Below are 24,934 nucleotides of genomic sequence, written 5' to 3'. Positions count from 1 at the left end.
TGACGCATGGCTACTCAAGACATCATCGCCCGCTCCGCCACCACGACCCATTCGCCGTCCATCCGGCAGATTGACGAGGTGGCCAAACTTATCGACGTGTCCAAGTGCATCGGCTGCAAGGCTTGCCAGGTGGCGTGCTCGGAATGGAACGACCTGCGTGACGAGGTCGGCCATAACCACGGCACCTACGAAAGCCCGGCAGACCTCAGCGCTGATTCCTGGACCCTGATGCGTTTTGCCGAGCACGAAGACGAAGCAGGCAAACTCGAATGGCTGATCCGCAAGGACGGCTGCATGCACTGCGCCGAACCGGGTTGCCTAACGGCGTGCCCAAGCCCGGGGGCGATCGTGCAATACGCCAACGGTATCGTCGATTTCAACCAAGACCATTGCATCGGTTGCGGTTACTGCATCACCGGTTGCCCATTTGATGTGCCGCGTATCTCGAAAAAAGATAACAAAGCCTACAAGTGCAGCCTCTGTTCAGACCGTGTTGGCGTCGGCCAGGAACCGGCCTGCGTCAAAACCTGCCCGACTGGCGCGATTGTCTTCGGCAGCAAGGAAGACATGAAGGATCACGCCGCCGAGCGCATCGTCGACCTCAAGTCACGTGGCTACGAAAATGCCGGTTTGTATGACCCGCCTGGTGTTGGTGGCACCCATGTGATGTACGTGCTGCATCATGCCGACAAGCCCGCGCTGTACTCCGGCTTGCCTGCTGACCCGTCCATCGATCCTATGGTCCATGTCTGGAAGGGCGTGGCCAAGCCTCTGGGGTTGCTGGCGATGGGGGCGACTGCTCTGATCGGCTTCTTCCACTACCTGCGCGTTGGGCGCAACGTGGTTGAAGAGGACGAACCGGGTGCAGTTGGCGATGCGGCCGTGCACAAGGTTGATCCAGCGGTGCATGAGTTCGACCCTAAAGCCCCGCGCTGAGTGAAATGACCAACCTCTGCAACGGCCAGCCCGGTGCAGAGGTTAGAGGGAGTCAAGATGAAACATGACATCCAACGTTACACCGCAGGCGAGCGCAGCAATCACTGGGCGGTCGCGATTCTGTTTGTCCTTGCGGGGTTATCGGGCCTGGCGCTGTTTCACCCGGCCTTGTTCTGGTTGAGCCACCTGTTCGGTGGCGGGCCCTGGACGCGTATTTTGCATCCCTTTATCGGCATTGCCATGTTCCTGTTTTTCATATGGCTGGTGATGCGCTTCATGAGCCATAACATGATCCATAAAAGGGACGTGCAGTGGCTCAAGCAAGCGGGCGATGTGATGGCCAATCGCGAAGGCAATATGCCGGAAGTCGGTCGCTACAACGGTGGCCAGAAGCTGCTGTTCTGGGTGCTGCTGGTGTGCATGTTGCTGTTGCTGGTGACAGGCATAGTCATCTGGCGTGAGTACTTCAGCCATCTGTTTGGTATCGAGCTGATTCGCTTATCCGTGCTGCTGCATGCACTGGCTGCGCTGGTACTGATTGTCAGCATCATCGTGCATATCTACGCCGGTATCTGGGTCAAGGGCTCGGTCGGCGCGATGCTTACCGGCTGGGTTAGCAAAGGCTGGGCGCGCAAGCATCACAGCCTTTGGTATAAAGAAGTCGAGAAGGGCGAGAACAAACATTGAGCCAAGGTGGCCATGCGGGTGCATTGCACCTGTATGGCGCCCGCTGTCATATGCACTCATCAAGCTGTTTTGTGAAAGGAGTCCTGCGTGCCAGACAGAATATTAGAGCGCGGCGAAATCGAAGCGTCGGCAAATATCCCACCGTTTCTCAATCCCTCTAACCCAGCATTATTCCAGCGTCGTGCCGAGCGCTTCAGAGCCCTTGCGCAAAACCATCCACTGAGCGGCTATCTACTGCTTATGGCGCAGCTTTGTGACGCGCAACATGCCGCGCTCGCGAACCTACCCGCCTTGCCGGGGCCGGATCAGCGTGCGCTGGAGCTGAGCCGCGAACACCGCATGCCGCCGCTGGCGTTCGAAGCCCTGGTGCGTGGCGATGACTGGCTGCAGGCGCTCGATAAAGTGCTCGAGCAGTTCAATGCGCAAGGCAATCCAGCCGTTACAGCGGCCCTGCAGCAATTGGCGCAAGCGGACAGCGGCCAGCGCAAGGCCTGGGCGGTGAACCTGTTAAGTGGCCAGTTTGATTTGCTGCCCGCCGCCGTGGTGCCATTTCTCGGCGCCGGGTTGCAGGTGGCGTTCAGCCATTGGCTGCTGGCATTGCCCGAAGGCACCTTGTCCGAGCGCGAAAGCTGCACTCAATGTCCCGCCTGTGGTTCGCCACCTGTGGCAGGCATGATTCGCCATCGCGGCAAGCAGATTGGCTTACGTTACCTGAGCTGCTCGCTGTGTTCCTGCGAGTGGCATTACGTGCGGGTCAAATGCAGTCACTGTGAAGAAAGCAAGGAGTTGGCGTACCTGTCGCGTCAGCTTGATGATGCGAAGCCCGAGGCTGCGCCCATTCGCGCCGAGGTTTGCCCGAATTGCCAGGGCTACTTGAAGCACTTCTACCTTGAATACGACAGCGAAGCCGACGCCCTGGCCGATGACCTGGCCAGCCTTGACCTGGATATGATGGTTGCGGACGCAGGCTATATGCGCCGGGCACCAAATCTCTTGCTTGCCCCCGGCGCTGAGTGAGAGCCTACACTGAGGTGTGCCCCATACGTTAAGGACGCTTGATGACGCCCGTTCGTCTACCTTCGGTCGATCGCTTGCTGCGCAGCCCGGCCATTGCCCCATTGCAACAACGCTATGGCCGCGAAGCCATGCTCAGGACCCTTCGCGATTTGCTCGATGAACTGCGTGAGCCTGCGCAAAAGGGTGCCTTGGCCGCCATTGAACTCAGCGAGGCGGTGCTGGCCGGACGCGTAGGTGAACGCCTCGCTGCGCAGCACGCCAGTAGAATCCGCCGCGTGTTCAACCTCACTGGCACCGTGTTGCACACCAATCTCGGCCGCGCCTTGTTGCCGGAAGAGGCCATAGAGGCCGTCAGCCTCGCCGCGCGTTATCCGCTCAATCTTGAATTCGACCTGGCCACTGGCAAGCGCGGCGACCGCGATGACTTGATCACCGGCCTGATCCGCGAGCTGACCGGCGCCGAAGCGGTCACAGTGGTCAACAACAATGCTGCCGCCGTACTGCTGACTCTCAACAGCCTGGGCGCCCGCAAGGAAGGGGTGATCTCCCGTGGTGAGTTGATCGAGATCGGCGGAGCGTTTCGCATTCCCGATATCATGTCGCGTGCCGGGGTGAAACTGGTTGAGGTCGGCACCACCAATCGCACCCACGCCCGCGACTACGAAGCGGTGATCAACCCGCGCACTGGCTTGCTGATGCGCGTGCACACCAGCAACTACAGCGTGCAAGGCTTTACCGCCAGCGTGCCGACGGCGCAACTGGCCGGCATTGCCCACGCCAACAATCTGCCCCTGCTCGAAGATTTGGGCAGCGGCACTCTGGTCGACCTGACCCGCTGGGGCTTGCCCAAGGAACCAACGGTGCAGGAAGCCCTGCGCGATGGCGCGGATATCGTCACCTTCAGCGGCGACAAGCTCCTGGGCGGCCCGCAGGCAGGCTTGATCCTTGGCAGCCGCGAGCTGATCAACAAGATCAAGAAGAACCCGCTCAAGCGTGCCTTGCGGGTCGATAAGCTGACCCTGGCCGCGCTTGAGGCCGTGCTTAATCTGTATCGCGATCCGGACCGCCTGGCCGAGCGCCTCACCAGCCTGCGCCTGCTCAGTCGTCCGCAAGGGCAAATCATGGCCCAGGCGCAGCGCATTGCCCCACTGGTCGCGCAACAGTTTGGCCAAGACTGGCAAGTCTCGGTGCAAGCGGCCCTGGGCATGATCGGTAGCGGCGCCCAGCCAGTTGCGCGCCTGCCCAGCGCGGCCATCTGCATTCGACCCATGCAGTCCAAGCGCCTGCGTGGCCGCGCGTTGCGCAGCCTGGAAGAAAACCTGCGCTGCTTGCCGATCCCGGTGCTCGGTCGTATCGATGATGACGCCTTGTGGCTGGACCTGCGCCAACTGGATGACGAAGCTGCATTTACCGCGCAACTGCACCTGCTCGCCGAGGATTGAAGCTTGATTGTCGGCACGGCAGGTCACATCGACCACGGCAAGACTGCATTGCTGCAAGCGCTTACCGGGCAGCAGGGTGACAAGCGCCCGGCCGAACGCGAGCGCGGCATCACCATTGACCTGGGCTACCTCTACGCCGACCTGGGCGATGGCCAGCTCACCGGGTTTATCGACATGCCGGGCCACGAGCGGTTTGTGCACAACATGCTCGCCGGTTCCAGCGGCATTGACCTGCTGCTGTTGGTGGTTGCTGCGGATGATGGCGTCATGCCGCAAACCCGCGAGCACCTGGCGATTGCGCAACTACTGGGCATCCGCCGCGCGATCGTGGCGCTGAGCAAAATCGACCGGGTCGATAGCCAGCAAGTGGTCAAGGTGCAGCAGCAAATCACTCAATTGCTCAGTGCCGGGCCGCTTGCGGGTACTGAGATCTATCCCGTATCGAGCGTTACAGGTGATGGCATCGCTGAGCTGCGCCAAGCCCTCAGGAACAGCGCGGAGCATGTGCAACAACGCAGTGTCAGTGGCTACTTTCGCTTGCCCATCGACCGCGCATTCAGCGTTGCCGGTGCCGGCATTGTCGTCACGGGTACCGCCAAGGCCGGGCAGGTTGCAGTGGGCGATGAACTGACGCTCAGCCCCAGTGGCCGCAGCGTACGCGTGCGCGGCATCCATGCGCAAAACCAACAGGCCGAGCAGGCCATTGCCGGGCAACGGGTGGCGCTGAACATCGTCGGCGAACGTTTGGCCTTGGAGCATGTGCGCCGTGGTGACTGGCTGCTGACACCGGCCTTGCACGCACCGACTACGCGCATTGATATTCAGCTCGAAATACTGCCCGGCGAAAGCCGCGACTTCAGCCACTGGACGCCGGTGCATGTGCATCTGGCCGCACAAGATGTCACGGGCCGTGTGGCGCTGCTGGAAGGCACCCAGGTCGAACCGGGTAAAACCGCCCTGGCGCAGATCCTGCTAAATGCGCCGGTGCATGCCGTGCATAACGACAGGCTGGTCCTACGCGACCAGTCGGCGCAACGCACCGTGGCGGGTGGCCGAGTACTGGACCCCTTTGCCCCGGCGCGCAACCGGCGCTCCGAGCAACGCCTGGCGCAACTCAATAGCCTGCTGGTCGATGAGCTTGGGGACGCGCTACCGGCGTTGTTGCAACGCGCCTTCAATGGGCTTGATCCAACACTGCTCGAGCGTCAGTTCAATCAGCCCCGGGCGCTGTGGGCATTACCCGAGGATGTGCTGCAAGTCAGCACGCGGCTCGGTCCACGGTTATTCAGCAGCAGTGTCTGGCTGCAATTAACCGCGCAGTTGCTCGAGGGCTTGCAGCGCTTTCACGACGAGTGCCCGGATGAACTTGGCCCTGACCGTGATCGCCTGCGACGTTACGCATTGCCCGCACTGGAGCGACCGGTGTTTATCAGCCTGCTCGAACAGCAGCTTGCATCTGGCGCTGTCGCCAGCAGTGGCCCCTGGCTGCACCTGCCTGAGCATCAGGTGCAACTGGGTGAGACCGATGAAGCCTTGCGCGAACAGATCTGGCCTTTACTGATTGCCGGTCACTTTGATCCACCCTGGGTGCGCGATCTTGCCAGCAGCCTGCAAAAGGATGAAGCCGAGGTGCGTCTGCTGCTGCGCAAACTGGCCAGGCTCGGCCTGCTTCACCAAGTGGTCAAGGACCTGTTCTACCCCGAGCAGACCTTGCGCCAGCTCGCTGCAATCGCAGTGACTATCGAACAGCAAAACGGCTCGATCAAACCCGCAATCTGGCGTGACAACATCAACATCGGCCGCAAGCGCAGTATTCAGCTACTCGAGTATTTCGACCGCATCGGCTTCACCCGCAGGCTGGTTGGCGAGCGCAGGATCAGGACGGATTCTGCCCTGGCCGAGATCAAGTAAGACCTGCTAATCACCGGATAAATTTCAGGACATATCATGGCTTCAGCCTTCGCCCACGCAGTGGTTCCACTGGTTGTCTACGCCGCTTTCAAAAGCCCGTCGATGAACCTGCGTCTGCTGGTCTTGGCCATAATCCTGGCCATCGCCCCGGATGCGGATGTACTGGCTTTCAAGTTCGGCATTGCCTACAGCTCGGAGTGGGGGCACCGGGGTTTTACCCATTCATTATTTTTCGCAGGCTGCGTAGCGGCTTTCTTCATGCTGTTCGCCAAGCCACTTAAATCAAAGCCCTGGGTCGTCTTCGCCATGAGCTTTATCGCCTGCGCATCCCATGCGGCATTGGATGCGCTAACCAACGGCGGGCTAGGGGTCGCCTTGTATTGGCCGTTTAGCACGGAGCGCGTGTTTTTCCCGTTCAGGCCGGTGCAGGTGTCGCCGATTGGGGTTGGCGCCTTCTTCACCGAAAGAGGCCTGAGGGTGATCACTTCTGAGTTTGTCTGGATATTTATTCCAGGGTTTGTAATCGGTTTGCTTGGGGTTTTGATCAGGCGGAAAATAACGGCGCGTAAACCGGCGATAGGTGATGGGCAAGAAGCCTGAGCCTATCCATCATCCCAAGTGATTTTCTCAGCTTGGCGGGCGTGTTTAATCAGTAAGCGAAACCAGTAGGTCTATCGCTGACAAGGGCAGGTAAATAAGGGTTATTGCGGCGTAGATTCTCCGTGACTTTGCCAAGAATGCCACGGTGGGCAAGATGATCATCAAGGCATCCAGCGCCGCCCAATACGCCAACATGGGGCTGTGCAGAATAAATACGTTGAGGATAAAACCGAGCACCAGAAATGCTGACAGTGAAAGCAGGGCGAAGCGACCGTCCTTCTCGAAATATACTTGCGCCCCATCGACCTCATCTTCACTGCGGTTGGGCAGCAACAAAGACGCCGTGATAAAAAGCATCAGCGTTAGCAGTACAAAGAAAATAAATTCCAAAAACGAAAAGCTATCCTCGAGCTTTGGCAACTGATTGATCGCCCACCAAAACTCAAGCTGAGTCGAAAACAGCACTGTCGCCCAAGCAACCGGCACCCAATCGATGGGCGCTGTATGGCGAATACGGAACAAGGTGACAAGCCCCGTCAGCAACCGGGTCACAGACAGGCCAAGGATCATCGACAAAATGGTTGCGATTACTGGGAAGTTACTCAAGTGTGCGGCTCTCGCAGTGGCTAGGCTGGTGTCAGGAAAATCAGGGGTGTCCGGTATTTATCTTAGCTGCGGATACGCTGCCCATTGGCAAAATGATTGCTATGGTTTTCAAGATTCTTGCATTGCGCTCGGATCGAGCTGCATTGATGGGTTATGCTCGGTTTGACGATTCAACGACGCGTTGAGACAAAGCAATATGGAAGGCAATCACGCCCGGTGGCGTGGCCGGGCTTCAACCCCGGTAGGGGACGGCAGCCGTTCCTAGGTGGGTTCGACTCCCACTGCCTTCCGCCATTTTCTTGCCTCAACCGAGAGTCGTAGAGGCAAGCGGGCTTGAATCGAAGGTGGTTAAAAACGTGGTCTGTCTCCTATTGCTATAAGACAGACCGCATAACAGGAACGAATTACGCCTATAACGACTTGGTTCAAAGTATGAAAACCAATGGTGGGAAAGCTGATCCTGTTGACGTCATAAAAATGCCGGATGGCAAGCTGACGAGTATGGATAACACTCGTATTGCTGCGGCAAGAGAAGCTGGTATTGAAGTCAAAGCGAATGTTCGTGAATTCAGTGAGCCACTCACTACTGCCGAAATGCAAAGATTTGCGAAGCCTGAAAAAGGATTCAATCCAAAAACTTGGGGAGAAGCTATAACAGGAAGAATCAATAGCCAGTCAGGTGGGTTTGCAAAAGGAAATCCATATGGGGCTTCTGATGCCCCTAGAATTACGGGTAAACAGTAATGTCTTCCTGGTACTTGTTTGATGAGGCAATGCTTCCTGAAGGGTTTAAATTCCCTATAAGTTTTTTAGAGTTTACGTGTCAAAAAATACTTCCAGATTTAGAGCCATGGTGGTTTTTATGTAAGTACAAGTCTAATGCGGATTTTTGGCTTGAAGAACTTAAACGGCTCTATCCGGCTAGAAGTTTGGTCCCTTTTGCAAAACTTGAAGATTCAGATGATTTTGCTTGCTTTGATGGGAGTGAGGATACGGACAATTTGGCAGTGTTTTTTATTCATGCCTATGCTTCTTCTGGCTGGGAAGAGAGAGGGAGAGTAGCTAATTTTTCTGATTGGTTGGAAGTAGCGAAAATGGATTCTGCTCGCTACAAGCAGGAGCGAGCAGAAGATTAATTGTTTTCCTGTATGAGATTTATAAGAATATGGTCTGCCAACCAAACGCCATTATCCGCCTGAAAGAACTTGAAGCCTTGTTGGTGCATCTGCAAGGCTTCAACTTATAATACGACAGGCTTTCCGTAACGTTTACCGACTTCAATGGTGGTCTGTTCATCTTGGGAAAGATGGACATGATGACGAGAGCCAGGAACCAGTCATTTCTCGTTGATTGAGTCCATAAAACGAGTGGCTGTACCGTGATATAGAAATTCTGGCGAACAATAGGGGAAGAGAACAATAGGGGACAGACCACGTTTAATTCAAAATCCCAGCTAGAAAAACGTGGTCTGTCCCCTATTGCTACCGTGACAACTCAAATTTTGAGAAATTTCTTTTTAACAGTGCTCTACCCCCTACTCTAAACTCCTTCGGCGATTCCGCCTTACGTACGGTTAAGGGGCGGGCTTTAGCCCGTCTCAGCGAGCGTAGCGAACGATTTGAGCCATTAATTAGGCATTACGTGCCTTGCCAATTAGAGACTCAAGTTGAATGGCTAGATTTTGAATTGATTTGAAAAAATCTTTGTCATGATCTTTGTTGTTTCTGAAATCTTTAATCAGTGCATTCATAGCTTTGTAGGGAAGCGACTCGGCTTGAGTCGTTTGGCCATGAGCTTGCAGTTTTATATAGAAATTCTCTGAGTCCCACTCGACGATGACCTCAGGGAAGTTTGTAAATGTGAAATTATTTACCCGCAAATCGTGGATTAGAGACTGGGCAACTAGTCCGCCAATTTCGCAGGAACTGATTTCTAGGCTGGTGAAGTATGTGCTCATGAGTACTCCGATTTTAGATTTTGACTAACGCCGCGCACAACTTACAAACTGTCTAGTCACGCAGTGGCGAGTTGCTGCGATTTGTTAGCAACTACTCCTCTTCAATAAGCTTTCTGCTCTTTCTAACTTCAAATATGCATATTCATAATTAATTAGATTGTCTTCGTACGTAACAGAAGGATTTGAGTTTGCATGATAAGAAAGACATTGCTGTAAGGCGCGCTTTACCGTTTTATAGGAAAGTGCATTTTCTGCCATTTCAGAGCCTTCTGATTGGCTTATAGCTTCATATTCTGCGTCTAAACTTTCCAGAGCTTCTTTCGCCGCTGACACAGATAAAGGTGTATGACCACGAACCTCAAGGATTTTGGTGAAAAGATGCGTAATAAATTTATTGCTCATTTTAATACTCCCTTTTGCTAACGTTTGGTTAAGGGACGGGCTTTAGCCCGTCCCAGTGAGCGAAACGAACGATTTGAACCAGTTGTTAGAAGGTAACACAATTCTCTGCTATTTTTGCTTTTTCTATTAAGTGGCTAATTAGATCTTCGAAGAGCCCATGACGTATGTTTCCGGCCCAGCGCTCGATTTCTTGGATTGTTCTTGGTAGCTCGCGCGCAGACTCATAGAAATTAAAGATGGCTTCTGCTGTAGCTGACCCTAATGAAGGTATTTCTAAGCGGCACATGTTGAATGATTCTGTTGATAAGGCTGATTTTATGCGCTCAGCGATTTCCTGCATGCCCAGTGGCTCAATAAAACTCGGCATATTTTCTGCTGAAGCTTGCGTAATTATAGAAAGCTCACCCTTTAAAGATTCTATGTTTGAACGGATTTCACGCAAAAGAACTGCTGAGATGTTCTTGGTGCTCCTTTTTCCTTTCGCGCGTTCATAAGCTGCGCTTAGGCCGAAACCCAAAACAACACCAAGAATTGTAAGAGCAAGTTCAAACATCCATATCTCCGAATTGCCTTCTAACGCCGCCAACACGCGCAGCTTTGTAGTGGAGGCGAAGCCGCAACGAAAAAACTGTCGCTGTGATTGACATTGTTAAAACAGCTCATTATCTACTTCTGCTTGAATGCCTTTTTGAGTTTTGCGATGCCTTCACCTAGAGGTGGAATTTCGATTTTCAGTTTAGTCAAACCGAACTCGAATTTTCCACCAGAGACAATGAGGGCGGCTGTCAAGGCAACCCCTATACCCAGGAAAACGATTTCAAAAGGATTTCGACGCATAATATCTTGGATGTACAGCTCTTCTTGGGTAGATAGCATCTGTTTAGTTAATCGATTAAAGCCGGCTGCTGAAAGACTGCTTGCGTGATGGAGAATTGCCCCAGATAGGTGCTCCACGCTCGTATTAACAGCAATATCCCCATCGTCCTCCATTTCAAACCGTACTTCCTCGAGTGCCAAAATATAACAAACCCTCAAGAGTTGAAAATACTCAGAAAATTGGTTGATGGGCACAGGCCGACCGTCAGAATTTATCGTCACTTCAACTTCTTCCATTAATCTCTCTCTCTTGAGTTTTAACAGTTAAGTGGACCGACGGCTTTATGATTGCATATTAGTGACTTCTTCATAACAAGATTTCGCTCGGTCGATTCAATGCGTAAAATATCTATATAAAACAATTGGTTATCTTATTACTGTTGCATGCGACCTGTATTCGCTTGACCTCCTAATTTTGTGCAACCAATAACACTGTGCAAAAATACAGTTCTGATGCGATATGGATACCACACCAGCCAAGCCACGCCTGCGAGAACAGTTTCGTAACGTCATTAGGGTGAATCACTACAGCATTCGCACCGAGAAGACCTACTGGTAACAGGGGACAGATCACGTTTTTCTCTCAGCCAAGATCAGTACGAACTGATACCAATGTGCCATATCAATCATGCGGAGGGTAGAGATCAAGAATCTATGCGTCGAAAAAGTATCGAAAGCAAAGCGATTTTATGTACAAGTTCGAGCAGTGCAAAAGGCTCAAACCCCTGCATTGAGCGGGTCAGAGCAGCAATTACATAGTAAATTGTAGGGTTCAACTCCCACTGCCTCCCGCTATTTCCCGCTCTCAATTTATCTGCACTCCGTAAAGCAATTTCGAGCTTGGGCTAGTGCTTTGGTGGACAAGCTTCGCGTTGTCGCACCCTACGAAGTCTTGCTATCCGCTTTTTTATCCACCATTGGCCTGGTGTGGCTAGGGTATTTCTCGGTTGTGATCGCGGGGTTAGAACCTGGGGGGACAGTCTTTGAATTGTTGCGCCCTACGCGGGGAAGTGTTTCGCCAGAAACCCCAGCAGCAGCTTATTTACCTCTTTGGCTTTTTCGCTTTGTATCCAGTGGCCGCAGTCGCTTAGCTGGTGTTGTTCCAGGTTGTTGACGCGGTTTGGCATGCGGCTGATTGTGTGGGCTTCGAGGGTGGCGACTGGGTCTTTGTCGCCGACCAGGAACAGGGTGGGTTGGGTGATTTTTACATCCTGCAAGTGCTCGGTTTTCTGCCAGTTGCGCTCGAAGTTGCGGTACCAGTTGAGGGCGCCGTGAAAGCCGTGTTTGCGGAAGGTTTCAACATAGGCCTGAAAGTCGTTTTCATTGCACCATTGAGGTAGCTCATTGGGTGTTTCGATGCCGTCGAATAACCTGCTGTTGGCTGGGCGGTCTTGCAGTAGCAAGTCACTTGAACTGGCGCCTTGCATAAAGATGCGCAGGCTGCGCGCTATGTCGGCATCCAGTTCCTGCTCGGCCACGCCGGGTTGCTGAAAGTAGAGGATGTAGTTGAAGCGTTCGGCAAAGAGTTCGCGCATGACTTCGATTGCCGGGCGCTTGCCGCGTCCGGCGAAGGGCACGGACATGGCTACCAATGTGTTGACCCGCTGCGGTTCGAGTTGGGCGAGGTGCCAGGCGATCATCGCGCCCCAGTCATGGCCGATGATGCAGGCGTCGTGCTGGTTGAATGCGCTCATGCAGGCCTGGATATCGGCGCAGATTGTCAGCACGTCGTAGGCCTCGACGTCTTGCGGGGCGTCACTGCGGCCGTAACCGCGCATTTCAGGGATAAACACGCGATAACCCGCGCCAGCCAGCGCCGGTATTTGCTCGCGCCATGAATGCCAGCATTCGGGGAAACCGTGCAGTAGCCAGACCGGCCTGCCATTTTCGGGGCCAGCCATGTGTAGATGCAGGTTGATGCCGTTTACTGCCAGGTCCTGCGCTTGCATGCCAATGTCCTCGCGATTGCCGATAAGCGCCACGCTAGTAGAGGAGGGTGCAGGCTCTAAGCAGCATTCATCAGTCGAATGGCAGGTTACGCAATGGGTCAGTTCAGCGCAGTGCTTGAACGCCGTTATCATCCGGGTTGAAGCCATCCAGGCGCATGCGTTCGGCGAAGGCGGCCAGGGCTGCATCGCCGGTCAGCAGTTGCTGGCGGGCGCTGGTCCAATCATTGGGTTGCAGGCGAATCATCCAGCCTGCGCCGTAGCAGTCCTGGTTGATTAGCGCCGGGCGACGCACTACTTCGCTATTACTGGCAATCAGGATGCCGGCGATGGGGGAGCGGGCAGAGGACGCCGCCTTGGCGAATTCGACGATACCAAAGCTGCGGTCCGCCTCAATGACCTGGCCGTCCCGCTTGGGGGTGAAGGCGAATATCTGGCCGTAACTGGCGCAGCCATAAGCGCTGAGGCCAATGGTTAGCGTGGCGTCGGTTTCCTCGCGCAGCCAGAGGTTGTGGTCCGGGGCATAGAGCAGGTTATCGGGGAACTCCAGGGTGTTCAGTTTCATAGGCTCAGGACTTTTTCGTACTCAAGAATCATCTGGGCCAGCTCGCCGCCGCTGGCGATGTCATCCAGCTCGGGGATAAGACCACTTTCGTCGATCACAAGGCCCGGCGCCCGGCACATCAACAAGCGTACGCCTGCGCTCTTGGCCTGCTGGATAAAGTGCCTGACGGACTCGCCATCTGCGGCGGCATAAAGGTTGTCGGCCACCTCGGCTTGCGCCAGCTGTGCCGCCTCGCCGCTGAGGAAGACAGTCACTTGCGCGTCCATGCAGGCCAGCAGGGTGGCGGTGTAGAACGGCGCGGCGCAACGTGCTGCCGTGCTTGGCCCGCTGGTGACTACTATCAAGACGCGCTGAGCGGTTGTGTTGCTCATAAGGCTTTGTCCATCTGGATTAATGCGGCGCGCATGCCGTCTGGGGTTTCGCGCTCGACTATGGCGTAGGGCTTATATCCCAGTTGGCTGTAGAGCAGCAGGCCTGCGGTATTGCCGTTGAAGCATGACAGGCGCATACGCTTGGCGCGCAACTGGGTGCGTGCCTGCTCCTCCATGATCATGATCAGGTGGCGCGCGATGCCCTTGCCACGGGCATTGGGCGCCACCATCACATTGCCGAGCGCGCAATAGAGGCCTTCCTGCCATTGATAATAGTTGGCAAAGCCGACTACTTCATCGTTGAGCAAGACAACCGTGCTGCCGCAGCGTTTGTCGATTGCATCGGCGACCTGAGCCGGCGTGAGTGGCCAGCTCGCCTTGGGATAGCTGTAGAACAGTTCTTCGGCACTCTGCATAAAGGTGGCAATGATGAGCAGGTCACGCGCCTCGGCAGGTCGGTGGCTGAGTCGATGAGGGGTGATCATCAATGCGGAGGGTATTGGCTGAGCACCTTGGCCACGGTTTCGCGGATCGCGGCTTCGCGCTCGGTTGGGCTAAGGGTATTGCGCGGCATGACTTGCTGTGCGCTGCCGCGCCATACCAGTTTGTTGTCCTTGCCGTCGTAGAGGTCTACCTGCAAGGTGCCGACCTTGTAGTCGACCGTCTGGGTTTCGGTGTAGATCGGTCCGCCCCAGTAGCCACCACCCCAGGCGTTATTCCAGCCTCCGCCGTAGTTGGTTGTGTACAGGTTTTGCCGGTCGTCTACGATAAGCGCAACCTGGACGCTGAGATCGCCCTGGGTGTTGGCCGGTGCCGCGCGTAAGCCTCGTTGCTCAAACTGGTCCTTTAGCGCATCACGGATGCGTTGCTCTGTCAGGTCGCTCTTGATGCGTGGATCATCTGGCGAGTAGGTCAGGGCAGGGGTTTTCCACGACCAGCTCCGGTAGCTGGCAAAGTCACGGTTGGTGTCGTAGTCGCGATCAACCTGGATGCTCTGGCAGGCGCCAAGCAGCAAGATACTGGCGAGTAATAACAAATGGCGTTTCATTGCGTGTCTCCGGCAGTAACTTAAGGTTTATTGATGCATGCAAGTCTGGCCTTGGCCACCTGGCGAAACAGTCGGTCTTGAAACTGAGCCGTTCAATTTGGCGGATAGCTTGAGAGCGCGTTATTCGTGGCTTCGCGCAGGGCTTTACTGCGTTCGCTTTCATCGTTGCCGCTGAGCGCCGTGGCCGAGCCGCTCCAGATGGGTTGGCCGTCGCGGCTGTCGAAAAGATCAATTCGCACCACAGCAACTTCTTCCTGATAGGTGCGCACTATGGGCACGCTGCCATAAGCGCCGTATCGATCATAGCGATCATAATAGCCGCTGCCAGTCCCGTAGTAGACCCCTCCTTGATCGTAGGCCTGGCGCAGGCGGGTTTCCAGGCGCACGCTGGCAGTGACCCACAAATCAGCGGTTTTACCGCTTTGAACCGGACGTAGACCGGCGCGGTCGAGGCTATTGCTCACTGCGCTGCCGATCATTTCACTGCTCGCCCAAGCGCTGCCGGCGGGGAGCTGCTTATTGGCCCAGGCCCAGCTGCGATAGCGTCCGTAGTCCCGTGGAGGGGCGGGATAGGCGCTCAGGTCGACATGCCCGGCTGCTTGCACCGGCGCAGGCGGCAATGGCTTGGAGGACGCTTGATACGGGTTGCTGGACTGGCAACCAGCCAGGGCAAGCAGCGCTGTCAGGCTCAAGATCAAGGTTACTGCATGCTTCATCATGCGACTCCTTTAACGTGGACGGCAGATCCAGTGCAGGTAGCGACCTAAACCTGAAAATGTCGGGTGCCGTCGGTAAGCGAGTTCCATCTCTAAAAGGTCGATGAGTTCTGCCTTTAGCTGAAAATCCCGTGGCATGTAGTCGTGGAAAACCCTTACGCCACTTTGTATTTCGACTTGCCAGTCCTGACTAAGTTGCGTTGCGAGTTCATGCGGGTCAACCGGGCGTTGTGGTGTCAGGCTTTGTTTTTCACCGGAAAACTCGGCTTTGCGTAGCTTGCGAAAATGCCCTTTGAGCAGGTTGCGGTAGATCAAGGCATCCTTGTTATAAAAGGCCAGCGACAACCAGCCTCCCGGCGCAGTGAGCTGATGCAGCACCGGTAGAATGGCTTGTGGTTCGGCCAGCCATTCCAGCACTGCGTGGCAAATAACCAGGTCATAAGGTTGATGACCCTGGCCAAGCAGGTCTTGCCAGGGCGCCTGGATGAAAGTGGCCTCGATACCGGCCTCGGCGAATCGCTCGCGGGCGCCGTTCAGCATCGGTTCGGCAGGCTCGGCCAAGGTCAGCTGATGGCCGCGCTGCGCCAGCCACAAGGACATATGGCCCAACCCCGCGCCAATATCCAGCACCCGCAATGGGCGTTCGGGCAGGGATTCGGCAAGGTCGGCCTGCAAGACAGCAAGGCGAATTGCACCTTTGGCGCCGCCGTAGATTTTCTCGGCAAAGCGGGTGGCGAGCTCATCAAAATGCCGGTCCTTCATGCCGAGAACCGCCTCTCGCTGTCGGCCAGCTTGGCGCGTACGACCTGGTCCATGTCCAACCCCAACTCGCTGCACAGCAGCACAAGATACAGAATGATATCGCCCACTTCCTGCCCGGCGTGTTCGAGTACATCACTGGGCAGCTCGCGGGATTGCTGTTCGCTCAGCCACTGGAAAATTTCAACCAGCTCGGCCATTTCGACACTGGCGGCCATCGCCAGGTTTTTAGGGCTGTGAAATTGGCGCCAGTCGTTGTGATCACGAATAGCGTGCAGGCGGCGGGTGAGTTCGGTGATGTTCATGCTGCGCTCCTTTCAAGGCGCGTAGCTTGTGATGGATCTTGAGACTGTGCAAGCGCGCTTTGGCGCGCCGCTCAGGAAACACCGGCATGGGCCGTGATTGCACAGCGCGGCATGGGTTAGCCGTCTAGGGGCTGCCATTGCCCTTGCAAGTGCGGCCCCCCATCGCTCCCGCTGAGTACGAACTGCCCGCTTGGAGCATTGGCGCTGGCTTTGAGGATAACGTCGCCAGGCAGCAGCAGCGGTTTTTTGAAGCGCACATAAAGCTGGTAACCGCTGTCTGGAAGCTGGTTGGCCAACTCGGCCAGCACGCGGCCCTTGTTCCACAGGCCATGGGCGATTGCCCGCGGGAAACCAAACAGCTTGGCGCTCAGTGCCGACATGTGGATAGGGTTGTAGTCGCCAGAAACCTTTGCATAGCGTCGGCCAATATCACTTGGCGCATGCCAGTGCGCGATCTCGTTCAGTTGCATGTCCTCCAACTCCGGTGCGGCTTCTGGGCTGGCATCGAGCTTGACGCCGCGACACAGGATCCGGCTGTCGCCTTGCCAAAGCAGGCCGAGTTGGTCTTCCAGGCGGGTGATGATGCTGAATACGGCGCCTTTGTCGTGGGGCTTGAGGTTTTCGGCATGCACGCTGATGGTGAACGGGCCAAGCCCCGCGAGCGGGCGTAATACCTGGATACTATTTTCCAGGTGAACCAGGCCGAGCAAGGGGAAGGGGAAACGCTTGTCGGTGAGCAGTCTCAATTGCAGGGGGAATGCGAGCACATGCGGGTAGGCTGGAGGCAACAGGCTGGACTCGACAACACCGCAGACTTTTCGATAGTCCGCCAGGTTGCGCGGATCGATGGTGATTTGTGCGCGCAGGCCGAGATCCGGCAGCGTCTTGCCCGTGACGCTGCGGTGCAATACCGCCTGCAGGTACAGCCCCGGATGTGCCGACACGGTATCAAGGTCACGCCATTGGATCGTCATTAGTATGCGCCTCATTTAAACGTTGTCAGCAGCTTAGTGGCTGCCAAGCCTCAAGCATTGGCCACTTCGCTCAAGCGCCTGTCATGCCAGTCAACAGGTGGTTGGACAATAGTTTGGCCTCAACCGTTCGGTAATGATGCAAGATGCCTGCTTGAACCGGCCTGGCAAAGCTGCATCGAGATGCAGCGCTGGTATCACACAGTCATAAGAAGTCATGAGCATGCGCGATCTTACGGATGATATTGCGTTGATGCGGCCGGTAATCGCCGCATTACAAGCCAGCGGGACTGATCCTGCCAACGTCCTGGCACGCATTGGTCTGCAAGCAGGGGAGCTGCCCCCCAAGCGTTTTCCTCACGCGCTTCAAGCCTTGTTTTGGCAGGCGGTGATTGATGAGACGGGCGAAGAACACGCGGGTTTGTTTCTTGTCCAGCACCTGCCTGTCTACCAGGGCCTGTTGCTGGAGTACTTGTTTTTCTCGAGTGAAACCTTCGGCGCAGGGCTGCGCCATGCCTTGCGTTACATACGCCTGCTTTCCGATACCTTGAATGCCCGCCTCGATGTCGAAGGCGACCGCGCGGTCCTGACCTTGGCGGCAGCCAGCGACCTGTCGCGTCACTTTGCGGAGGTGCTGGCCGGGGCTGTCATTCGATTGTTCAACGCCCTGACAGAAGATGAGTTTGTCCTTTACGAAGTGCATTTCACCCATCAACGGGGTGCATCGGCAGAGCAATATCGAGCGGTGTATGGTTGCCCCGCATACCTGGGAAGCGAGCGTTATGCCTTGGTGTTTGACAGCTCAATCCTGAACAGGTCATCGGCGCTGGCGCAGCCTGAACTGCTGCAGATGCATGATCTATTGGCGCAACGGAAGTTGATTGAAATTGAGCGCATTGACCTGGTCAATAACGTGCGCGAGCTGATTGCCGAACTGGTGATTGACAACCGTGCAACCCTGGAGCAAGTGTCGCTGCGCCTGGGCATGACAAGCCGGCGTTTGCGCGAGCGCTTGACCACCTCCGGTGTGCGCTTCAATGACTTGGTCAGTGATTACCGCTGCCGCCTGGCCAAGGACCTGTTGCTCAATACTGATGAGCGTATCGAAGTCATAGTCGAACTCACCGGCTTCTCCGAACCCAGCACCTTCTATCGAGCATTCAAGCGCTGGGTTGGCCTGACCCCGGTCGAGTTTCGGAACCGGGGGCGCAGCTAGGCCTCGCTTCACCTCTGGCAAGGTGAAGCGTTCGCGCCAGTCATTGGCGGCTCAGGCGCCCAGCAGGCTTTGTCCACAAACCCGCAAGACCTGGCCGGTCACTGCGCCTGAGGTGGGTTGGGCAAACCAGGCCACCGCTTCGGCTACATCCTGTGGCAAACCTCCCTGGCCCATCGAGTTCATGCGCCTGCCCGCTTCGCGCAAGGTGAGCGGGATGGCGGCGGTCATTTGCGTTTCAATAAAACCAGGCGCCACTGCATTTATGCTGATGTTCTGCTTGCCCAAGACCGGGGCCATTGACTGGGTCACGCCAATGACCCCAGCCTTGCTGGTTGCGTAGTTGGTTTGCCCCATGTTGCCGGCGATGCCGCTGATCGAGGAAATAAGCACCAGGCGCGCCTCTTCATGCAGCTTGTTCGCATCAAGTAGCGCCTGGGTGAGAGCCAGGGGGGCGTTGACGTTAACGTTGATGACCGAGTTCCAGAAGCCGTCGCTCATTTTCGCCAGCGTTTTATCGCGGGTAATTCCAGCGTTATGTACCAGGATGTCGAGACCTTCGGGCAATGCTTCAAGCAGCATCTGTGCAGCGTTTTCGGCGCAGATATCCAGTGCGATGCTGCGCCCGCCCAGGCGCGCCGCCAAGGCCTCAAGGTCATCCTGCATGGCGGGAACATCCAGTAGGACGACATCGGCCCCGTCTCGGGCCAGGGTCTCGACGATTGCCGCCCCAATGCCACGCGAGGCGCCAGTGACCAGCGCGGTCTTGCCCGTCAGTGGACGTGTCCAGTCCTTGACCTCGGCGCTGCAGGCGCCCAGGTGCAGCACCTGGCCTGATACGTAGGCGCTTTTGGGCGACAGGAAGAAGCGCAGCGCACCCTCCAGCTGGGTTTCTCCACCTTTGCCGACATAGAGCAGTTGCACTGTGCCGCCGCGACGTATCTCTTTGCCCAGTGAGCGGGTAAAGCCTTCAAGCGAGCGCTGCACGCTGGCCGCGACAGGGTCCTTGATACTTTGCGGTGGGCGGCCGATCACCACCACATGGGGGCAACTGCCCAGCCCCTTGAAGGCAGGTTGGAAGAACTCACGCAGTGCGCCGAGCTGCTCGAAACGGGTCAGCTCGCTGGCATCAAACACCAGCGCCTTGAGTTTTGGCGAGTGCTCTGCCGTCCAGCGTGGCAGGTCGAAGCTGCCTTCTTCGTTGGCAAATATTTGATCGCTGAGCTTGTTGGCAAAGCCACTGATAACCTTGCTCATCGGGCCGCTGCTAAGCAGTATGGCGCCATCGACCGGACGATTGCGCCCGGCTGTCCAGCGTTCCAGCCTTAGCGGTGCGGGCAGGCCCAAGGCGCTGACAACGCGGCGGCCAGTGGCTGAGTTGGCGAAAGAGAGATAACGGTCAGACATGAAAGGCTCCTGCACGCTGAACAAAGAAGTGAGCTAAGGGTCTTCTGAAAACGGCTGGCAAAGGCAATGCGATACAGTTCTTTAGCCATCAGAAGTTATTCACTCTACTGTGACAACAGTATGCAGCAATTGACTTGAATCTTTATTGGGCTGGCGCGCTGGTCAATGCGAAACTGCGGTTACCGGCTAGCCTATGCGACACTCAAACTTTATTTTCGCAAGGAGTCACTCATGACCCAACTGCGTCGCGTTGCCATTATCGGCGGCAATCGTATCCCGTTCGCACGCTCCAATACGGCATATGCCACGGCCAGCAATCAGGAGATGCTCACCAGCGCGCTGGGTGGTCTGGTCGAGCGCTTCAACCTGCATGGCGAGCGTCTTGGCGAAGTGGTGGCTGGCGCGGTACTCAAGCATTCACGGGATTTCAACCTGACGCGTGAGTGCGTGCTGGGCTCTTTGCTGTCCCCGCAAACCCCGGCCTATGATATTCAGCAAGCCTGTGGCACTGGGCTTGAAGCAGCGCTACTGGTCGCCAACAAAATTGCCTTGGGCCAGATCGAGTGCGGCATCGCCGGAGGTGTCGATACGACCTCGGATGCGCCCATCGGGGTCAACGAGGGCTTGCGCAAGATTCTGCTCGAGGCCAATCGCAGCAAATCCACCGCCGACAAGATCAAGACCCTGCTGAAAATCCGCCCCCGCCATTTGGCGCCCTCGCTGCCGCGCAATGGCGAGCCACGCACCGGCTTGTCGATGGGCGAGCACTGTGAGTTGATGGCGCAAACATGGATGATTCCGCGCGATGAGCAGGATCAGCTGGCCGTCGCAAGCCATCAGAAAATGGCGGCGGCATACGCTGAGGGTTGGCATGATGATTTGCTGACGCCATTTCGCAGCCTGACCCGCGATAACAACCTTCGTCCCGATATCGACATCGAAAAGCTCGCAACCCTTAAGCCCGTATTCGAGCGCAGCTCACGCGGTACCCTGACTGCGGCAAACTCAACCCCCCTGACCGACGGCGCTTCCCTGGTGCTGCTCGCCAGTGAAGAGTGGGCGAAGGCTCGTGGGCTACCGATCCTGGCCTATTGGCGTGATGGTGAAGCCGCTGCGGTGGATTTTGTCGATGGCGCCGAGGGCCTGCTTATGGCACCGGTCTACGCCGTGCCTCGGCTGTTGGCGCGTAACAACCTGAGCTTGCAAGACTTCGACTTCTACGAGATTCATGAAGCCTTTGCCGCGCAGGTCTTGTGCACCCTCAAGGCATGGGAAGATCCCGAGTACTGCAAGACGCGCCTGGGCCTGGATAAACCCCTGGGTTCGATCGATCGCAGCAAGATGAACGTCAAAGGCAGTTCGCTGGCCGCTGGCCATCCATTCGCGGCAACTGGCGGGCGTATTGTGGCCAATCTTGCCAAGTTGCTGGCGGCTGCCGAGCAAACCCAGGCCCGTGGCTTGATCTCCATTTGCGCCGCTGGCGGACAAGGTGTGACGGCCATTCTGGAAAAATAAGACGGGTGCGCTGCGCACCTATCTCCAGGCAAAAAGCGGCGCCTTTCATGGCGCCGTTTTTTATGGCTGCATTTATTGGCGAGCGGCAGGTGTTTTCGCTCGCAGAGTCTAAGCTGCAACTAGTCAACTCAAGGACGGCTTGGGCAAAGGATTCGAACAATGGTGCGTATTGGTGGGTTGCTGCTGTGCTGGTTGCTGTGCGTTTCGGTACAGGCCGCGCAAGTACCGCTCAGTGAGGAAGACCGGGCTTGGGTCAAGGCTCACCCGGTTATTCGTGTAGGTGTCGAGCGTGATGGCTGGGCCCCCTTCGATGTGATCGACAAGCAAGGTGGCTATACCGGGCTCAGTGGCGAGTACTTGCAACTGATCAGCCGCCGGTTGGGAATGCGTGTCGAGGTGGTGCCGTTTGATAACTGGGATGCCGCCCTGGTCGCCTTGCGCACCGATAAGGTCGATGTGTTGCCTTCTGTGGTGCGTTCGCCCGAGCGCGACACCTTCATGCTGTTCACCCAACCCTACATTGTCAGCAGCAGCCTGGTGTTTACCCGCTCGGAAGAGCATCTGCAAACCCTGGCCGATTTGCAAAGGCACGAAGTTGCAGTTGAGCGCGGCTATTTGATTGAGTCGCGGCTCAAGGAAACTGTCCCGGGTATCCGACTGATGCGGGTCGACAATACCGCTGAGGCATTGCAGGCATTGTCATCCGGACGTGTCGACGCCTATGTCGGCGATATGATCGTTGCAACCTACCTGATTCGTGAACTCAACCTGACCAATATCGAGGTCCGCGCCGAGTCAGGATTAAGCAGCAGTGAGTTGAGATTCGCCGTGCGCAAGAGCGCGCCACAGCTGCAGCGGGTTCTGGATAAGGCGCTGCAGACAGTCACCGATCAAGACACTGCAACTATCAAAGGCCACTGGTTGCCAGCACTGACCGAGTTCAACTGGCAGCGTTTGTTGGTGGTTGGCTGGCCCTATTTGCTCGGCCTCATGCTGTTGATGGGCTTTGTATTGGTGTGGAACCGACGGCTCAGCGTGCAAATTTCCGAGCGCGAGCGTGCAGAGGCAGAGGCTCAGTTACAGCGGCGCACGCTGATTGCCTTGATCAATGCAATTCCGGACCCTATCTGGTTCAAGGATGAAAAAGGCCATTACGGCGGGATTAACCAGGCCTGCGCCGAATTGTTTGGCATTACACCCGAAGAGGCCATCGGCAAGAGCGATCTCGAGTTGCTCGGTGCCGAGTGGGCAAGTGCCCGCGCCGGCCACGACAAGGTTGCCCTGACCCGCCAGGGTGCATTTGAAACCGAAGGCTGGGCGCGCTATCCGGATGGGCGTCGTGCGGTGTTCGATACCTTGCGCACGACCTTTCAGGACGATCAGGGCGCATTGCTCGGCTTGGTTGGCGTGAGCCGTGACATCACCTCGCGCAAACAGGCAGAGGAAGCGCTCTTGGCCGCCAAGGAGATGGCTGAGGATACTGCGCGGCTGAAGTCAGACTTCCTGGCCAACATGAGCCACGAAATTCGTACCCCGATGAATGCCATTATCGGCATGTCGCACCTTGCGTTGCGAGCCGACCCGTCTCCACGGCAGCGCGATTACCTGAACAAGATCCAGCAGTCCGGCCAGCACTTGTTGGGCATTATCAACGACATCCTGGATTTCTCGAAGATTGAAGCCGGCAAGCTGAATGTCGAGCATATCGATTTCGACCTGCGCCAGGTGCTGGAAAATGTCGCCAACCTGATCGCCGACAAAGCCAATGAAAAGAACCTTGAGCTGGTCTTTAACCTCGATCCGGCAGTGCCGCAGTTCCTGATTGGTGACCCGCTGCGCTTGGGCCAGGTATTGATCAATCTGTGCAACAACGCGGTCAAGTTCACCGAGTCTGGCGAAGTCGAGCTGCAAATAAGCCTCGACCAGCGCCGCGCCAAGGAGCTGCAAGTCTGCTTTGCGGTGCGCGACACCGGCATTGGCATGAGCAAGGAACAAATCGGCAGGTTGTTTCAGTCGTTCCAGCAGGCAGACACTTCGACCACTCGAAAATACGGCGGCACCGGGCTTGGCTTGGCCATCTGCAAAAAACTGGTCGAGGCCATGGGCGGGGAGGTCGGCGTCGAGAGCCAGCAGGGCAAGGGGAGTTTGTTCTGGTGCTCGATACCCTTTGGCATCGGGCTTGCGCAAGATGCGCCACTTGAGCCGCCTGCCCAACTACAAGGCCGCCGAGTCCTGGTGGTGGATGACAACAGCACCGCTCGCCAGGTACTTGATGGCATGCTCGGCAATATGGGCATGGTGGTTGATGTCGTCGAGTCAGGTGCCCAGGCGCTTAGCCGGATCCCCGAGGCGATTCGCCAGGGTGAGCCTTATGAGTTGGTGCTGATCGACTGGCAAATGCCGATGATGGATGGCATCGAAACCACACGCCGCCTGCGCGCGCTGGACCTGCCAAATCCTCCGCAGATCCTGATGGTTACCGCTTATGGCCGTGAAGAGCTGTTGGTCAGCGCCAATTCAGTGGGCATTGATGATGTGCTGTTCAAGCCTGTAAATCCCGTTCTGTTGCGTGATGCGGTGCTGCGCAGCTTCGATGTGGATCTGGCCGATCTTGATGTGCGCCCGCAGCGTGGCGAGGAACTGCCCGATTTCAGCGGCCATCGGGTGTTGCTGGTTGAAGACAACGAACTCAACCGCGAGGTAGTGATTGGCCTGGCCGAAGGCAGCGGCCTGCAGGTCGACGAGGCCGAACATGGCGAGATTGCCTTGACCAAGCTGCGGGCCAATCCGGATGGCTATTACTCACTGGTCTTGATGGACATGCAGATGCCCGTGCTTGACGGGATTTCTGCAACCTTTGCACTCCGTAAGGAGCCGCGTTTTGCCAGGCTTCCAGTGATAGCAATGACCGCCAATGCGCTGCCTGAGGATCGCGAACGCTGCATTCGTGCTGGCATGAATGACTATATTGGTAAGCCCATCGAACCTCGCGAGCTTTGGGCGACTCTAACGCGCTGGATACTGACCCAGCCCTCGGCTCCCAAGGCGCCCGTAACCGCCGATATGAACAAGGTGCCGAATGCGGCTCAGGCAGTGGTTGCAGGCTGGCGGCTACCCGGAATCGATGGCGATACCGGTTTGCGCCGGGTGCTTGGCAAGGTCGGTTTGTACCAACGCCTGTTGACCAAGTTCGCCAGCAGTCAAAGTGATGCTGCAGAGCAAATCCGGGCAGCCGTCCAGGCTGGTGAACTGCAGGTTGCCGAACGATTGGCGCACACGCTGAAAGGCCTGGCCGGTAATTTGGGCGCCAATGATTTGCAAGTGCAAACGATGGCGTTGGAGTCTGCAATCAAAGATGCCCAACACCAGGATTTGGAGGAGGTGCTGCAGCGGGTGCAAAACAGCCTGCACGAGCTGATGAGCGCGATCCGCAAGCAGTTTCCAGAGTTTGATGCGGCCAGTGAGTCAGCGCAAGACGAGGCGGCGATGCGGGATCTGTGCGCCAGGCTTGAACTCTTACTGATCGATGATGATCCGCGCGCCGGGAAGTTTTTTGATGCACATGCACTGCAACTGCGCATCTTCTTCAAGGCTGATTACGATGTGCTTGCCAGTGCCATGCGGGCTTATGACTTCTCTGGTGCGCTACACATAATCCGCGAGCGATGCAGCGACTAGATACGA

The 24,934-nt window shown here is 56.5% G+C and carries 26 protein-coding genes, 1 tRNA gene and 1 pseudogene; 12 read left to right on the top strand and 16 right to left on the bottom strand.

Features of this window, described 5'->3' with window-relative positions; translation table 11 throughout:
- Positions 1-6: 6 nt before the first annotated feature.
- The 6 genes from fdxH (at position 7) to CHB79_RS09770 (ending at position 6,593) form a co-directional block, all read left to right on the top strand.
- Positions 7-936, top strand: coding sequence for a formate dehydrogenase subunit beta (gene fdxH, locus CHB79_RS09795; RefSeq protein ID WP_089359723.1), 930 nt, complete (start codon positions 7-9; stop codon positions 934-936).
- Between the two features lie 57 nt (positions 937-993).
- Positions 994-1,623, top strand: a complete 630-nt coding sequence (locus tag CHB79_RS09790) for a formate dehydrogenase subunit gamma (RefSeq protein ID WP_089359722.1) — start codon at positions 994-996, stop codon at positions 1,621-1,623.
- Between the two features lie 87 nt (positions 1,624-1,710).
- Complete coding sequence (fdhE, locus tag CHB79_RS09785; RefSeq protein WP_089359721.1) at positions 1,711-2,640, top strand: formate dehydrogenase accessory protein FdhE; 930 nt, start codon at positions 1,711-1,713, stop codon at positions 2,638-2,640.
- 41 nt (positions 2,641-2,681) lie between these two features.
- Complete coding sequence (gene selA, locus CHB79_RS09780; RefSeq protein WP_089359720.1) at positions 2,682-4,082, top strand: L-seryl-tRNA(Sec) selenium transferase; 1,401 nt, start codon at positions 2,682-2,684, stop codon at positions 4,080-4,082.
- 3 nt (positions 4,083-4,085) lie between these two features.
- Positions 4,086-5,993 carry a selenocysteine-specific translation elongation factor gene (gene selB, locus CHB79_RS09775; protein WP_089359719.1) on the top strand — a complete coding sequence of 636 codons (1,908 nt, stop codon included), beginning with the start codon at positions 4,086-4,088 and terminating at the stop codon, positions 5,991-5,993.
- A gap of 36 nt (positions 5,994-6,029) precedes the next feature.
- Positions 6,030-6,593, top strand: coding sequence for a metal-dependent hydrolase (locus CHB79_RS09770; RefSeq protein WP_089359718.1), 564 nt, complete (start codon positions 6,030-6,032; stop codon positions 6,591-6,593).
- A 45-nt stretch (positions 6,594-6,638) separates the two neighbouring features.
- Here CHB79_RS09770 and CHB79_RS09765 read toward each other — a convergent pair whose 3' ends face one another.
- Positions 6,639-7,199, bottom strand: coding sequence for a hypothetical protein (locus CHB79_RS09765; RefSeq protein ID WP_245851412.1), 561 nt, complete (start codon positions 7,197-7,199; stop codon positions 6,639-6,641).
- 198 nt (positions 7,200-7,397) lie between these two features.
- On the opposite strand from CHB79_RS09765, the gene CHB79_RS22040 reads away from it, so the two are divergent.
- The 3 genes from CHB79_RS22040 (at position 7,398) to CHB79_RS09755 (ending at position 8,335) form a co-directional block, all read left to right on the top strand.
- Positions 7,398-7,493: transfer RNA gene (locus tag CHB79_RS22040), tRNA-Sec, on the top strand.
- A 138-nt stretch (positions 7,494-7,631) separates the two neighbouring features.
- Positions 7,632-7,943 carry a hypothetical protein gene (locus CHB79_RS09760; RefSeq protein WP_089359716.1) on the top strand — a complete coding sequence of 104 codons (312 nt, stop codon included), beginning with the start codon at positions 7,632-7,634 and terminating at the stop codon, positions 7,941-7,943.
- Complete coding sequence (locus CHB79_RS09755; RefSeq protein ID WP_089359715.1) at positions 7,943-8,335, top strand: hypothetical protein; 393 nt, start codon at positions 7,943-7,945, stop codon at positions 8,333-8,335. The genes CHB79_RS09760 and CHB79_RS09755 overlap by 1 nt, the downstream gene beginning before the upstream one ends.
- Here the strand turns inward: CHB79_RS09755 and CHB79_RS22190 are convergent.
- From CHB79_RS22190 to CHB79_RS09690, 14 genes and pseudogenes are all read right to left on the bottom strand, one after another.
- Positions 8,332-8,595 (bottom strand): annotated as a pseudogene (locus CHB79_RS22190) (RNA 2'-phosphotransferase); the annotation flags it as partial. The gene CHB79_RS09755 and the pseudogene CHB79_RS22190 sit on opposite strands and share 4 nt — an antisense overlap.
- 234 nt (positions 8,596-8,829) lie before the next feature.
- Entirely contained in the window at positions 8,830-9,156 is a 327-nt protein-coding gene (locus tag CHB79_RS09745; RefSeq protein ID WP_089359714.1) for a hypothetical protein, read from the bottom strand.
- Positions 9,157-9,240: 84 nt separating this feature from the next.
- Positions 9,241-9,558, bottom strand: coding sequence for a hypothetical protein (locus CHB79_RS21910; protein WP_141133421.1), 318 nt, complete (start codon positions 9,556-9,558; stop codon positions 9,241-9,243).
- A gap of 85 nt (positions 9,559-9,643) precedes the next feature.
- Positions 9,644-10,111 (bottom strand): hypothetical protein, encoded by a 468-nt coding sequence (locus CHB79_RS09740; RefSeq protein ID WP_089359713.1) that lies wholly within the window; start codon positions 10,109-10,111, stop codon positions 9,644-9,646.
- A gap of 113 nt (positions 10,112-10,224) precedes the next feature.
- Positions 10,225-10,671, bottom strand: coding sequence for a hypothetical protein (locus tag CHB79_RS09735; protein ID WP_089359712.1), 447 nt, complete (start codon positions 10,669-10,671; stop codon positions 10,225-10,227).
- Between the two features lie 761 nt (positions 10,672-11,432).
- On the bottom strand, positions 11,433-12,383 hold the full coding sequence (locus CHB79_RS09730; RefSeq protein ID WP_089359962.1) for an alpha/beta fold hydrolase: 951 nt from the start codon (positions 12,381-12,383) through the stop codon (positions 11,433-11,435).
- A gap of 103 nt (positions 12,384-12,486) precedes the next feature.
- Positions 12,487-12,945 carry a glycine cleavage system protein H gene (locus CHB79_RS09725; protein WP_089359711.1) on the bottom strand — a complete coding sequence of 153 codons (459 nt, stop codon included), beginning with the start codon at positions 12,943-12,945 and terminating at the stop codon, positions 12,487-12,489.
- Entirely contained in the window at positions 12,942-13,316 is a 375-nt protein-coding gene (locus CHB79_RS09720) for a DsrE family protein (RefSeq protein ID WP_089359710.1), read from the bottom strand. The genes CHB79_RS09725 and CHB79_RS09720 overlap by 4 nt, the downstream gene beginning before the upstream one ends.
- Positions 13,313-13,801, bottom strand: coding sequence for a GNAT family N-acetyltransferase (locus CHB79_RS09715; RefSeq protein ID WP_010489571.1), 489 nt, complete (start codon positions 13,799-13,801; stop codon positions 13,313-13,315). The genes CHB79_RS09720 and CHB79_RS09715 overlap by 4 nt, the downstream gene beginning before the upstream one ends.
- Positions 13,801-14,364 carry a DUF4136 domain-containing protein gene (locus CHB79_RS09710; RefSeq protein ID WP_089359709.1) on the bottom strand — a complete coding sequence of 188 codons (564 nt, stop codon included), beginning with the start codon at positions 14,362-14,364 and terminating at the stop codon, positions 13,801-13,803. Before CHB79_RS09710 ends, CHB79_RS09715 begins: the two co-directional genes overlap by 1 nt.
- 92 nt (positions 14,365-14,456) lie before the next feature.
- Positions 14,457-15,080: a DUF4136 domain-containing protein gene (locus CHB79_RS09705; protein WP_089359708.1), complete on the bottom strand. Its 624-nt coding sequence runs from the start codon at positions 15,078-15,080 to the stop codon at positions 14,457-14,459.
- A gap of 12 nt (positions 15,081-15,092) precedes the next feature.
- On the bottom strand, positions 15,093-15,842 hold the full coding sequence (locus CHB79_RS09700) for a methyltransferase domain-containing protein (protein ID WP_089359707.1): 750 nt from the start codon (positions 15,840-15,842) through the stop codon (positions 15,093-15,095).
- A complete protein-coding gene (locus CHB79_RS09695; RefSeq protein WP_010489576.1) occupies positions 15,839-16,144 on the bottom strand; it encodes a nucleotide pyrophosphohydrolase in 306 nt (101 codons plus the stop codon). The genes CHB79_RS09700 and CHB79_RS09695 overlap by 4 nt, the downstream gene beginning before the upstream one ends.
- 116 nt (positions 16,145-16,260) lie before the next feature.
- Entirely contained in the window at positions 16,261-17,118 is an 858-nt protein-coding gene (locus CHB79_RS09690; RefSeq protein WP_089359706.1) for a MaoC family dehydratase, read from the bottom strand.
- A 220-nt stretch (positions 17,119-17,338) separates the two neighbouring features.
- Here CHB79_RS09690 and CHB79_RS09685 point away from each other — a divergent pair, with 220 nt between their 5' ends.
- Positions 17,339-18,331 (top strand): AraC family transcriptional regulator, encoded by a 993-nt coding sequence (locus CHB79_RS09685; protein ID WP_089359961.1) that lies wholly within the window; start codon positions 17,339-17,341, stop codon positions 18,329-18,331.
- 51 nt (positions 18,332-18,382) lie between these two features.
- Here the strand turns inward: CHB79_RS09685 and CHB79_RS09680 are convergent, their stop codons facing one another.
- Positions 18,383-19,735: a 3-oxoacyl-ACP reductase gene (locus tag CHB79_RS09680; protein ID WP_089359705.1), complete on the bottom strand. Its 1,353-nt coding sequence runs from the start codon at positions 19,733-19,735 to the stop codon at positions 18,383-18,385.
- Positions 19,736-19,966: 231 nt separating this feature from the next.
- On the opposite strand from CHB79_RS09680, the gene CHB79_RS09675 reads away from it, so the two are divergent.
- Both CHB79_RS09675 and CHB79_RS09670 read left to right on the top strand, forming a co-directional pair.
- On the top strand, positions 19,967-21,250 hold the full coding sequence (locus tag CHB79_RS09675; RefSeq protein WP_089359704.1) for an acetyl-CoA C-acetyltransferase: 1,284 nt from the start codon (positions 19,967-19,969) through the stop codon (positions 21,248-21,250).
- Between the two features lie 159 nt (positions 21,251-21,409).
- Complete coding sequence (locus CHB79_RS09670; protein WP_089359703.1) at positions 21,410-24,928, top strand: response regulator; 3,519 nt, start codon at positions 21,410-21,412, stop codon at positions 24,926-24,928.
- Positions 24,929-24,934: the final 6 nt, after the last annotated feature.

Source organism: Pseudomonas segetis (assembly GCF_900188155.1).
GTDB lineage: Bacteria > Pseudomonadota > Gammaproteobacteria > Pseudomonadales > Pseudomonadaceae > Aquipseudomonas > Aquipseudomonas segetis.
This window is presented reverse-complemented; position numbering and strand designations above follow the sequence as displayed.